This is a genomic window from Microbacterium sp. NPDC064584 (genome assembly GCF_040687315.1).
GTDB classification, from domain to species: Bacteria; Actinomycetota; Actinomycetes; order Actinomycetales; family Microbacteriaceae; genus Microbacterium; species Microbacterium lacus.
Map to the genome: position 1 here is coordinate 1 of NZ_JBFBMZ010000009.1, position 11,820 is coordinate 11,820.

An 11,820-nucleotide genomic window follows, 5' to 3' on the forward strand; every position below is an offset into this window, starting at 1 on the left:
AACCGGTCGCGCCCGGGCCAATGCACGTCGTTCGGGTCGTGCCGCAGCACGCGCTGGTAGAGCAGGTAGGCGGCCGGGGCGAGGCTCATCGCCGTACCCGGGTGACCGTTGCCGACCTTCTCGACCGCGTCCGCCGCCAGCACGCGAGCGGTGTCCACCGCGCGCCGATCGATTTCATCCCAACGCAGATCCGACACCGGGCCGCCTCTCCTTCGAAGTTCCGCAATGAGTCTGTTGACATCGCTGCGCCATGTACTTATGGTGAATCTAACGTGATCAGAATGCAAGATCACATAAAGATAACATGAGGGTCTACCTCGACATCGGGCCACGGACTCGCGCGACGCCGCGCGACGACGACGGATCCGAGAGCTGAGACTTGAGATCGATGCCGCCGACGACGCGGCGCGAAGGGATGCAACGATGCGCGCAGTGGTATTCACATCCGAGGGCGAACTCGCCCTGGAGGAGCGGCCCACCCCTGTCCCGGGATACAAGGAGATCCTGATCGAGACTGCGGCCGTGGGCATCTGCGGCACCGACACGCACGTCTTCGACGGCGAGTTCGAAGGCACCATCTTCCCGCTCGTTCCCGGCCACGAGGCCACCGGAACGATCATCGCCCTCGGCGAGGGCGTGAACAGCGGGGTGTTCGACTTCGCGGTCGGCGATCACGTCGCGGTGAACCCGAGCACCACGTGCGGCGAGTGCGAGTTCTGTCTCAACGGCCACGCGAACCTGTGCCGCTTCTGGAACGGTCTGGGCGTCGTCGCGTCGGACGGCGCGTCGCAGCAGTACTTCACCGCCCCCGCCGCCAACGTCTACAAGCTCAAGCCGGAGACCGACCTGTACGAGGCGGCGCTCATCGAGCCCCTCGCCTGCGCGATCCGCGGTTGGGACGTGCTGCCCCGACGGCTGGGCGACCACGTGCTCGTCTACGGCGCCGGAACGATGGGCCTTCTGATGGCGCAGCTCGCATCTCGCGCCGGAGCGTCGACCGTCACGATCGTCGACCTCAACGCCGAGCGGCTCAAGACGGCAGAAGAGTGCGGAATCGCGTTCCGCCACACCTCCGCCGATGACGCCGCGCGTGAGAAGTGGGATGTCGTGATCGACTGCACCGGCAACATCCGTGCCATCGAAGACGCCCTGACCCGTGTCAAGCCGGCAGGCTTCTTCCAGGACTTCGGCGTCGCTCCCTCGGACCGGACCGCTCAGTTCTCCCCCTTCCGGGTCTACCGCGACGAGATCTCGATCGTCGGCACCATGGCTGTGCTCAACTCGTTCGGTCGGGCCGTAGAGCTGTTCGAAGCCGGCGCGATCAACGCGAAGGCCATGATCAGCCACTCGTTCACCCTCGATGACTACTCGCAGGCGCTCGAAATGTTCCGTCGCGGCGAGGGGCGCAAGCTGCAGATCCGTCCGAACGACGCCGAATCCAAGGTGCTCCTGTGACCGCGGCGGCAGCGACGAAGCCTCGTGGCAAGAAGCTCGGCCGGGGCGCCAAGCGCGGTATCTGGATCGGGGTCATCGCGCTCGTCGTGCTGGGCGTCGTGCTGGGCACCAAGGTCGTCCCGAGCGGCGATCCGCTTGCCCAGGGCAACGTCGAGTTCGACCCGGCCACCTTCGGGGCCGAGAACTTCCCGACGGTGCAGGAAGGCATCATCGACCGTGCGGTCGACGCCGCCACTCTCGCGGACGCCATCGCTGCCGACCCCGAAGCCGCGGCTGCCGAGTACGCCAGTGAGAGCTCGGGCGGCCCGGTCTACAGCGTCACCTTCACCGGCGTCGTCGGCGAAGGGCAGTCGGGCATCTACGAAGTACAGGTCGACGGTGTTCCCGATGATCTCCTCATCCGCGTCCAGACCGGCCCTGCCATCAACGGCACCGAGTTGCGCGACGCCACGGGAGAGATCGTGTTCGGCCAGTTCACGAACCAGATCGAATATCAGAACGCTGCAGCAGCCCTCAATGAGGAACTCAAGACGCAGGTTCTCGCCGACGTGGACACGGCGTCGCTCACTGGTCGCACGATCGAGGTCACGGGCGCGTTCACCCTCGTGAATCCGGCGGCGTGGCTCGTCACTCCCGTGGAGCTGTCGGTCCGATGAGCGGCGACGGAAACTTTGACGAGGTGGTGCTCGAGGCGCGCAACATCGTCAAGACCTACGGCGGCACGCGCGCCCTCAAAGGTGTGAACTTCGAGATCCGAAAGGGCACCGTCACGACTTTGTTCGGCGAGAACGGCGCCGGCAAGTCGACGCTCATGAAGATCCTGTCGGGAGTTGAGCAGCCGACCTCGGGTGAGATCGTGCTCGACGGCGAACCGGTTGTCTTCGCCTCGACGAACGATGCCCGCGATCGCGGGATCTCGATCATCCACCAGGAGCTGAGTCTCGCGCCGAACCTGTCGGTGAGGGACAACATCTTCATGGGACGCGAGCTCACAGGCGCGTTCGGCGTGGACTACGCCGAAGAGGCCCGGCAGGCGCGGTCGCTCCTCGCCGAGCTGCAGCTCCCGATCGATCCGGACACGCTCGTGGCCGACCTGCGGGTCGGACAGCAGCAGATCATCGAGATCGCCCGCGCGCTGTCGGCGAACTCGCGGATCCTCATCATGGACGAGCCGACGTCGGCCCTGGCGGCGGCCGAGGTCGAAGTGCTGTTCGGCGTCATTCGCGACCTCCTGGCTCGTGGCGTCGCGATCGTCTACATCTCGCACCACCTCGAGGAGGCGCTCGAAGTCACCGACCACGCGGTCGTTCTGCGGGACGGCACCATGACTGCGCGCGGTGAGCGCAGCGGGATCGACCTGGAGTGGATCGTGCGGAACATGGTCGGGGAGAACTTCGACCTGGGCTCGCCACCCGGGGGATACGAGTTCGGCGAGGTAGCCCTGCGTGTGAAGGAGCTCACCGTGCTCGACCCCGAGAACCCCGAACGGGCGATCGTGAGCGGGCTGAACCTCGATGTGCGCGCCGGCGAGATCGTGTGCATCTACGGTCTTATGGGCGCGGGACGCACCGAGCTGCTGGAGGCGATCGCCGGCAAGGAGGTCGTCGCCTCGGGAGACATCCTCCTCGAGGGACGTTCGATCCTCGGCGACTCCATCGCTGAGCGCATCTCGTCCGGTGTCGGCCTCGTTCCCGAGGACCGCCAGCGTGACGGGCTTGTGCAGACCTTCGACGTCGGAACGAACCTCACGCTCGCGAGTCTCGACGAAAGCCTCGTGCGCGGAGTCATTTCCCGTCGGCTCGAGAAGGCGCGGTCCAGGGAACTCATCACGTCCGTCACGGTCAAGACGCCGGGACCGGAACTCCCGATCGGCGCGCTGTCGGGAGGCAACCAGCAGAAGGTCGTGATCGGCAAGATCGTCGCGACCAATCCGCGCGTCATGCTGCTGGACGAACCGAGCCGCGGCATCGACGTCGGGGCCAAAGGCGAGGTGTTCCGGCTCCTCGCCGAGCGGGCCCGGCAGGGTCTCGCGGTCGTGTACTCGACCTCCGAGGTCGGCGAATGCCTGAGCATCGCCCACCGCATCATCGTGATGCGTCGCGGCCGGATCTCGGCCGAGTTCACTCCCGATGCCACCAAAGACATGATCATGGCCGCCTCTGGCGAGGCCGTGGCCGCCTGACTCCAGAACGGATCGGACAATGACGACGACCACCACCAACACCATCATCGAGAACAAGAAGCAGTTCTCGATCGCGAAGCTCCTCCTCGAAGGACGTGCGTTCCTCGCGCTGATCCTCATCGTCGTGGTGTTCTCGCTGCTCTCGCCCAACTACCTGACGGTCGAGAACGTTCTAATCATGGCCTCGCACGTGGCGATCTATGCGCTCCTGGGGCTCGGCATGCTCATGGTGATCCTCAATGGAGGCATCGACCTGTCGGTCGGGTCCACGCTCGGGTTCTCCGCGGTGATCGCCGGCTTCCTTCTGCAGGGCGTGCCGATCAACATCTTCGGCATCACGCTCTTCCCGAGCGTGCCGGTGGTGGTGCTGCTCTCTTGCGGGGTCGGCGCGGCGGTCGGGTTGGTCAACGGCATCCTGATCTCCAAGTTCAAAGTCGCACCGTTCGTCGCGACGCTCGGCATGCTCTACGTCGTGCGCGGCCTCGCACTGCTGATGACGAACGGCCTCACGATCAACGACCTCGCCGGCGACCCCGAGCTCGGCAACACCGGCTTCGACTGGCTCGGGTTCAACCGCATCCTCGGCATCCCGATCGGCGTGATCATCATGGGGATCGTGGCGCTGATCCTCGGCTTCGTGCTCGGTCGCACCAAGTTCGGTCGCTGGCTGTACGCGTCGGGCGGCAACGAGCGAGCAGCCGAGCTGTCAGGTGTGCCGGTGCGCAAGGTCAAGGTCTGGGTCTACGTGATCTCGGGCATCTGCGCCTCGATCGCGGGACTGATCCTCGCATCGACCCTCACCAGCGCGAGCCCCACTGCCGGAAACACGTACGAGCTCACGGCGATCGCCGCGGTCGTCATCGGCGGTGCGGCCCTCACGGGTGGGCGGGGCAACGTGCGCGGGACTCTGCTCGGGGCGTTCGTCATCGGATTCCTCGGGGACGGACTGGTCATCGTCGGAGTGTCTGCCTATTGGCAGATGGTGCTCATCGGCTCGGTCATCGTCCTCGCGGTCCTGCTGAACACGCTCCAGTACGGGCGGCGCCGCAAGGCACCCGCCCCCTCCGCTCCCGCGCCGAAAGCAGGGGCACCCACCCAGACGTCGGGACAGGACGCGACGGCTCCGGCCGCCTCCTCCTGACCGCGAAACTCGGCATCGAAGAACGCTGCCGAACACCCAAGAAAGGACACACATCACATGGTGCGCAAGAAGGCTCTGGCTGCTATCGCAGCAACAGGCGCGCTGGTCCTCGCTCTCACGGCGTGCGCCGGCGGCGCGGGCAGCGGATCCGAGTCCAGCGACAGTGGCGATGGCGGCGGCAGCGGTGAGGCCGGCGGGCTCATCACGATCATCGTCAACGACCCGGCGAACCCCTACTGGAAGACCGAAGGCGACGTCGCCGAGGCGGCGGCGAAGGAACTCGGCTACGACGCCGTAGTCGGAGCCCACAAGGGCGACACGAACACCGAGAACACGCTGATCGACACCGCTATCTCGAACAACTCCGTCGCCATCATCCTCGACCCGGCCAACGCCGACGGCTCGATCGCGGCAGTGAAGAAGGCGAACGCCGCGAACATCCCGGTGTTCCTGGTCAACGCCGAGATCAACGAGTCCGGACTCGCCAAGGCGCAGCTGGTGTCGAACAATGCGCAGGGCGCGGCGATCGGTGCGCAGGAATGGGTCACGCAGATGGCCGAGGCGGGCAACTACATCGAGCTCTTCGGTGCCCCGTCGGACAACAATGCGCAGACGCGCTCGAACGGGTTCTCGACCGTGATCAGCCAGTACCCCGATCTCGTCGAGGTCGGCGAGGAGGTCGCGAACTGGGACCGCACCGAAGGCCGCAACAAGACACAGGCCCTCATGCAGGCCAACCCCGACATCAAGGGTGTGATCTCGGGCAACGACGAGATGGCGCTCGGTGCCATCGCAGCTCTGAAGGAAGCCGGCAAGCTCGAGGGCGTCATCGTGGGTGGGTTCGACGGAAACCCCGACGCGGTCGAGGCCGTGACCAATGGAGAGATGGCGTACACGGTCCTGCAGCCGGTCGCGGTCTTCTCGAAGGAAGCCGTCGTGCTCGCCGACGAATTCATCCGTACGGGGAAGGCGCCCGAGACCGAGAAGCAGTCGTTCGACTGCATTCTCATCACCAAGGAGAACGTCGCGCAGATGACGGGCCCCTTCACCTACTCCGGCTGAGCACCGGAGCACACAGGCGGCGCCTCGCGCCGCGATGACGGGGGCGGATGCCCAACGGCGTCCGCCCCCGTCCCACCCACCCCAGACTTCGGAGAGAACTCCCATGAGCTACGTCCTCAACGATCCCGCCGACTTCGCAGACGAATCGGCCGACGGCTTCGTCGCGGTCCATAGGTCCCTCGTCCGACGCGTGCCGGGCGGGGTCGCCCGCTCGACGGCGACCGCCGCAGGGCAGGTCGCGGTGGTCATCGGCGGCGGTTCGGGCCACTATCCGGCCTTCGCCGGCCTCGTCGGTCAGGGCCTGGCCCACGGTGCGGCCATGGGCAATGTCTTCGCTTCGCCCAGCGCCCAGCAGGTGTACTCGGTCGCGAAGTCCGTCGCGACGGAGGCGGGCGTGCTGCTCAGCTACGGCAACTACGCCGGCGACGTGCTCAATTTCGATCAGGCGCAGGCCCGACTCATCGCCGAAGGCATCCCATGCCGCACGGTTCGCGTCACCGACGACATCTACAGCGGCCAGCGCGACGAGCGCGCGAAGCGACGCGGAGTCGCCGGCGATCTCGCCGTCTTCCGCGCCGCCGCGTGGGCGGCTGAACGGGGTCTCGATCTGGATGCCGTCGCGGAGATCGCCGATCGCGCCAACGAGCGCACCCGTTCCTTCGGCGTCGCCTTTACGGGCTGCACCCTTCCCGGAGCGATTGAGCCGCTGTTCACCATCCCCGCAGGTCAGATGGGCGTCGGGATGGGCATCCACGGGGAGCCCGGCATCGATGTCCGCCCCCTCGCCCGCGCCGACGAGCTCGGCCGATTGTTCGTCCAAGGTCTCCTGGAAGAAGTGCCCGACGGCGTCGCCTCCATCCGTGGCGCGCGCGTCGCCGTGATCCTCAACGGACTCGGTGCTGTCAAGTCCGAAGAGCTGTTCGTCATCTACGCCACCGTCTCACGTGAGCTCGAGGACGCGGGCGTCGTCGTCGTCGAACCCGAGGTCGGCGAGTATGCCACAAGCTTCGAGATGGCGGGGGTGTCGCTGACCCTGTTCTGGCTCGACGAGGACCTCGAGGCGGCCTGGGCGTCACCCGCGTACACCCCTGCGTATCGCAAGGGAGCCGTCGCGGCAGGCACGGATCTGATGGGCGATGTGGTCGCAGACGAGACCGCCCACGCGATCCCGGCAGCATCCGACGAGTCCGTCACGGCTGCCGCGACCGTGCTCTCCGTCGTGCAGGCGATCAGAGACGTGATCGATCTGAATGCCGACGACCTCGGCCGCCTCGACGCCATCGCCGGCGACGGCGACCACGGCATCGGCATGCAGCGCGGCGCGCGCGCCGCTGCCGAAGCTGCACACCGTGCACAGACGGCAGGTGCCGGAGCCGGGACGGTGCTGGCGCTCGCGGGCGACGCCTGGGCGCTGCGCGCCGGCGGTACGTCGGGCGCCTTGTGGGGCGCGGGCCTGCGCTCCGCGGGCGAGAGCATCGGCGACACCACGGCTCCGGACGGGAGCGCCTTGGCCGACGCGGTGGAGGCCGCCAGGGCCATGGTCCAGGCCTACGGCAAGGCCGAACTGGGCGACAAAACCCTCGTCGACGCCCTCGTGCCGTTCGTCGAAAGCCTGCGTCGTCGTGTCGACGGAGGCACGCCGACCGTCGAGGCCTGGAACGCCGCTGCGGCGGACGCCACGTCGGCGGCCGCCGCGACAAGCGACCTCGTGCCTCGACTCGGGCGCGCCCGTCCGCACGTCCAGAAGAGTCTCGGCACGCCCGACCCGGGAGCCGTGTCGTTCGCGCTCGCGATGACCGCTGCGGGCCAGGTGCTCGCGGCAACAGGAGAGGAGCGGTCATGACCCGCCAGTGGAGGATCGTCGTCGGTTCGGACGACGCCGGATTCGAATACAAGGAGGCCCTCAAGGCCGATCTCCTCGGCGACCCCCGCGTCGCCGAAGTCGTGGACGTGGGGGTGGATGACAACGGGCATACGCCGTATCCGCGCATCGCGATCGCTGCCGCCGAACGCGTCCGCGACGGCCTTTCCGACCGCGCCCTCCTCGTCTGCGGTACGGGTCTCGGTGTGGCGATCGCCGCGAACAAGGTCCCGGGCGTCCGCGCGGTCACTGCGCATGACAGCTTCAGCGTCGAGCGCAGCGTGCTCAGCAACAACGCGCAGGTGCTGACGTTGGGTCAGCGTGTGGTGGGACTCGAGCTCGCCCGCCGCCTCGCGCGGGAATGGCTGGGATACGAGTTCGACGAGACCTCGGCATCCGCGGACAAGGTCGCGGAGATGATCTCGTACGAGCAGACGGGTAGCTGTGGGTGAGGCGCAGCATCCCGCGCCCGAGCCGCGCTCGGTGCCGACCCTGCTCGGAGTGAGCCTGAAGCTCTATCTCGATATCGGCGCGAGCGAAGCCTGGGCGCGGGGGGTCGCCGCGATCGCAGGACGTCATCCCGCTGTCGTGGATGGATCGGTGCAGGTGTTCGTGCTGCCGTCGCTTCCCGCGCTGCCTGCGGTGCGGCAGGCTCTCGCCGGTACGAAGGTCGCCGTCGGGGCACAGGATCTCCACTGGGAGGATCGCGGGCCCTTCACCGGCGCGATCAGCGGCGTCGACCTGAGAGATGCGGGCTGCACCTTCGTGGAAGTCGGACACGCGGAGCGCCGTACTCTGTTCGGCGAGACAGACGACATCGTCGCCCGCAAGCTGGCCGCAGCCATGCGCAACTCGCTCACTCCGGTGCTCTGCATCGGTGAGGAGAACGAGGGTCCGGCCGAGGATGCCGTCCTCACCAGCACCGCTCAGCTCGCGTCCGCACTCGACGGCCTCGACGACGCAGTGCGCGGGGATCTGGTTGTCGCGTACGAGCCCGTCTGGGCGATCGGCAGGCCCAAGCCGGCGAACGCCGCGCATGTCTCCCGCGTCGTCGCCGCCTTGCGCGAGATGCTCGATCGGAACCCAAGAATCGCCAGGTCGTGGGTAATCTACGGGGGGAGTGCCCAGGCTGGTTCCCTGAACGAACTGGGCCGCGGCGTCGACGGCCTCTTCATGGGTCGCTTCGCCCATAACCCGATCGACCTCGCGCGGATGGTAGACGAAGCCGCGCTCCTGACGACGTGACGACGGAGGACCTGACATGACGGCGATGCGTGATGATCCGGTCGTCGCCGGCGATGCGAGACAGGGCCGGCAAGCCCAGCGCCAGCGTGCGATCACCGAAGCGGTCATGTCAGAGGGTGCCGTGCGCATCGAGGAGCTCGCGGCCCGGTTCGACATCAGCGTCATGACCGTCCACCGTGATCTCGACGAACTCGAAGGGCGTGGTCTGCTGCGCAAGAGCAGAGGCGTGGCCACGGCCCTTTCGTCGGCGCTCGTCGAGTCCAGCGACGTGTACAGAGCGAGCAGGCAGCTCGTCGAGAAGGAAGCGATCGCTCACGCAGCGCTCGACTTCATCGAGCCGGGGCAGGCGATCATGCTCGACGACTCCACGACGACGCTTCATCTCGTCCCTCACCTGGCTGCGAAGAAGCCGCTCACGGTCATCACCAACACCCTGACGATCATGGAGGAGCTGCGGTCCGCGAACGGCATCACGATGCTCGGGCTCGGCGGCCAGTACTACAACTGGTGCAGCGCGTACATGGGACGCATCACGACGACCACGATCGCGAACCTCCGTGCGGACCTGCTCGTGATGTCGACCTCCGCGATCTCGGACGACGTCGCGTTCCACCAGACGCAGGAGACCGTTGACGTCAAGCGCGCGATGTTCGAGTCATCGAGCCGTCGCATCCTTCTGGCCGATCACACCAAGTTCGAGCGGCGCGCGTTGCACGCGATGTTGCCCTTGGCGCAATTCGACACCGTGATCGTCGACACCGGAATCGATCCTGTGCACCTCGCTCGCTTGCGGGAGAAGGGCGTCAACGTCGTCGTCGCTCGCCGGGCATCGCGCCAGTGACCGCGCCGATCCTGACCGTCGTCGGGGCGACGAACGCGGACCACGTCGTGCGAGTCCAACGGATGCCGCGGCCGGGCGAGACCGTCGCCGACGGTGTGCTCGTCACCCAGGCGGGAGGGAAGGGCGCCAATCAAGCGGTCGCCGCGGCACGCCTCGGTGCTCGAGCGCGATTGGTGAGCGCCGTCGGTGCAGACGCGGCCGGTATCGACCTCCTGTCCGGACTGCGGGCGTCCGGAGTCGACACCGACGGTGTGCAGGTCGTGGATGACGCCACAGGCACGGCCATCGTCGTGGTGGATTCGACCGGCGAGAACTCCATCGTCGTCTGCCGCGGCGCCAACGGTCGAATCGATCCCTCTGCGGTGCGGATCGAGCACGGGTCGGCGATGCTCGCCCAACTCGAGGTCGACAGTGAGATCGTCGAGACGGCTGCGCTCGCTTGCACGGGTCTCGTGGTGCTCAACCCGTCTCCCGCGCAACCGCTCTCGGCGCGGGTGCGCGAGCGTGTCGACCTCTTCATCGTCAACGAAGGGGAGTACGACGCGCTCGCGGAGATCCATACCGCGCCGCTTGTTGCGCTGACTCTCGGAGCGGAGGGCGCCCGCATTCTTCGCCGCGGCCGTCTCGTCGCTTCCGCGCCGTCGGTCGCCGCCCGCGTGGTGAGCACGGTCGGCGCAGGCGACGCGTTCGCTGCCGCCTTGACTGTGGCGCTCTTGCGCGGCATCGCGCACGAGGAAGCCCTCCGTGCTGCCTGCCGGGTCGGCGCCGCGGCCGTTGCCGATCCGCGGTCCCAACCCATGCTGGACCGACTGCAGGGTTACCTCGATCCCGCGAGCTGACACTCCGTCTCCGATACCTCGAGTGGTGGGCGAGGGCGCATTCCCCCGGGTATCGCGTTGCGAGACGTCGGGAGGGATCCCGCCGCACGGGCATCACGCAGGCGATCGTTGCTGCGAACCCGAACGCCTCACCCGGCTGCGCTATTGCGGATCGATAACGACGACATCTGAGGCTTACCCATCCGGCATCCATTGATGCTCGCGAAACAGGCCGCCAGCATCGACGTTCTCAGCGGAGGGCGGCTCATTCTGGGAGTCGCCACAGGCGACCGGCCGGAGGAGTACCCCGCCTTCGATGCGGACTTCGAGGAACGCGGACGCACATATCGCGAGTCCGTCGCTCGGATGCGTGCAGCGTGGGTCGGCGGGAGTTCAGGTGGCCGTATTCTGCCGGAACTCACGCATGGCTCCGTCCCGCTCGTCGCCGTGGGTCGTGGTCAGCAGACCACCGAGTGGGCCGCGCAGAACATGGACGGTTACGTCACCTATCACCGGCCGGGGCCTGCCATGGCCGGCGTCGTTTCGAAGTGGAATGCGTCCACGCCACCCGGCGAGCGAAAGCCGGTCATCACCACGATGCTGGTGGATCTCGAGGAGGATCCGCACACACCGCTCGAGCCGATCCGCTTCGGTGCGAGAAGTGGCCGCCACGCCCTCCGTGAGTATCTGCTCGAGCTTCAGAAAGCGGGCGTCGCGCACGTGGCGCTGAACTTCCGACCGAGCCGACGCCCCGTGGAAGACGTTCTCGTCGAGATCGCGGAATCCCTTCTCCCTGCCTTCGATCACTCGGCGGATTGATCGTCAACTGACCGATATCAGTTTGAGCAAGTCCTTCACGGAAGCCTGCGGGCAGGTGCTCCGATCCTGCTGGATGGCGAGCTCCTCGCATCGCTCCCGTCGCCCACCCGGATGCGAACCGACCCGATCAGTCACCAATAGGGGAATCGCCGCGATGATGTTGCCAGCGGACGTCCGACGCGAGAAAAGATTGCGAGCGCGGCTATGTCATGTCGCTCGAGACCTTATGGAATCTCGCCGCGCATTGGTACGAGGGGCGGCTGGGCACCCCTTACGTCCGGCGGGAGCCCATCGCGGCGACCGACTACTTCCGCAGTGACGGACTGAGCGGCCCGTTCTGGGGACTGGACTGACCCGGAAGGTCGCCGATCGCCCGCAGCGCTCGCTGTGAAGCGA

Annotated in this window: 13 protein-coding genes; 12 read left to right on the forward strand and 1 reads right to left on the reverse strand. The window is 67.1% G+C overall.

The window, feature by feature from the left end; translation table 11 throughout:
• Positions 1-197: hypothetical protein (locus AB0P18_RS12830; RefSeq protein WP_363360341.1), on the reverse strand; the 197-nt coding region annotated here is incomplete at its 3' end.
• Positions 198-423: 226 nt separating this feature from the next.
• Between AB0P18_RS12830 and AB0P18_RS12835 the strand changes: the two genes are divergently transcribed.
• The 12 genes from AB0P18_RS12835 (at position 424) to AB0P18_RS12890 (ending at position 11,777) form a co-directional block, all read left to right on the forward strand.
• Positions 424-1,455, forward strand: coding sequence for a zinc-dependent alcohol dehydrogenase family protein (locus tag AB0P18_RS12835; protein WP_363360342.1), 1,032 nt, complete (start codon positions 424-426; stop codon positions 1,453-1,455).
• Positions 1,452-2,111, forward strand: a complete 660-nt coding sequence (locus AB0P18_RS12840; protein ID WP_363360343.1) for a DUF2291 family protein — start codon at positions 1,452-1,454, stop codon at positions 2,109-2,111. Before AB0P18_RS12835 ends, AB0P18_RS12840 begins: the two co-directional genes overlap by 4 nt.
• Positions 2,108-3,637, forward strand: coding sequence for a sugar ABC transporter ATP-binding protein (locus tag AB0P18_RS12845; protein WP_363360344.1), 1,530 nt, complete (start codon positions 2,108-2,110; stop codon positions 3,635-3,637). The genes AB0P18_RS12840 and AB0P18_RS12845 overlap by 4 nt, the downstream gene beginning before the upstream one ends.
• 19 nt (positions 3,638-3,656) lie before the next feature.
• Complete coding sequence (locus tag AB0P18_RS12850) at positions 3,657-4,778, forward strand: ABC transporter permease (RefSeq protein ID WP_363360345.1); 1,122 nt, start codon at positions 3,657-3,659, stop codon at positions 4,776-4,778.
• Positions 4,779-4,835: 57 nt separating this feature from the next.
• Positions 4,836-5,840, forward strand: a complete 1,005-nt coding sequence (locus AB0P18_RS12855) for a D-ribose ABC transporter substrate-binding protein (RefSeq protein ID WP_363360346.1) — start codon at positions 4,836-4,838, stop codon at positions 5,838-5,840.
• A 103-nt stretch (positions 5,841-5,943) separates the two neighbouring features.
• Positions 5,944-7,683 (forward strand): dihydroxyacetone kinase family protein, encoded by a 1,740-nt coding sequence (locus AB0P18_RS12860; protein ID WP_363360347.1) that lies wholly within the window; start codon positions 5,944-5,946, stop codon positions 7,681-7,683.
• The gene (locus AB0P18_RS12865; protein ID WP_363360348.1) at positions 7,680-8,153 is read left to right on the forward strand and encodes a ribose-5-phosphate isomerase; all 474 of its coding nucleotides are present in this window, start codon (positions 7,680-7,682) and stop codon (positions 8,151-8,153) included. Before AB0P18_RS12860 ends, AB0P18_RS12865 begins: the two co-directional genes overlap by 4 nt.
• Positions 8,146-8,946: a triose-phosphate isomerase family protein gene (locus AB0P18_RS12870; protein ID WP_363360349.1), complete on the forward strand. Its 801-nt coding sequence runs from the start codon at positions 8,146-8,148 to the stop codon at positions 8,944-8,946. The genes AB0P18_RS12865 and AB0P18_RS12870 overlap by 8 nt, the downstream gene beginning before the upstream one ends.
• Before the next feature lie 16 nt (positions 8,947-8,962).
• On the forward strand, positions 8,963-9,787 hold the full coding sequence (locus AB0P18_RS12875; protein ID WP_363360350.1) for a DeoR/GlpR family DNA-binding transcription regulator: 825 nt from the start codon (positions 8,963-8,965) through the stop codon (positions 9,785-9,787).
• The gene (locus AB0P18_RS12880; RefSeq protein ID WP_363360351.1) at positions 9,784-10,626 is read left to right on the forward strand and encodes a PfkB family carbohydrate kinase; all 843 of its coding nucleotides are present in this window, start codon (positions 9,784-9,786) and stop codon (positions 10,624-10,626) included. The genes AB0P18_RS12875 and AB0P18_RS12880 overlap by 4 nt, the downstream gene beginning before the upstream one ends.
• A 180-nt stretch (positions 10,627-10,806) precedes the next feature.
• Positions 10,807-11,424: an LLM class flavin-dependent oxidoreductase gene (locus AB0P18_RS12885; RefSeq protein WP_363360482.1), complete on the forward strand. Its 618-nt coding sequence runs from the start codon at positions 10,807-10,809 to the stop codon at positions 11,422-11,424.
• 209 nt (positions 11,425-11,633) lie between these two features.
• The gene (locus tag AB0P18_RS12890) at positions 11,634-11,777 is read left to right on the forward strand and encodes a hypothetical protein (RefSeq protein ID WP_363360352.1); all 144 of its coding nucleotides are present in this window, start codon (positions 11,634-11,636) and stop codon (positions 11,775-11,777) included.
• Positions 11,778-11,820: the final 43 nt, after the last annotated feature.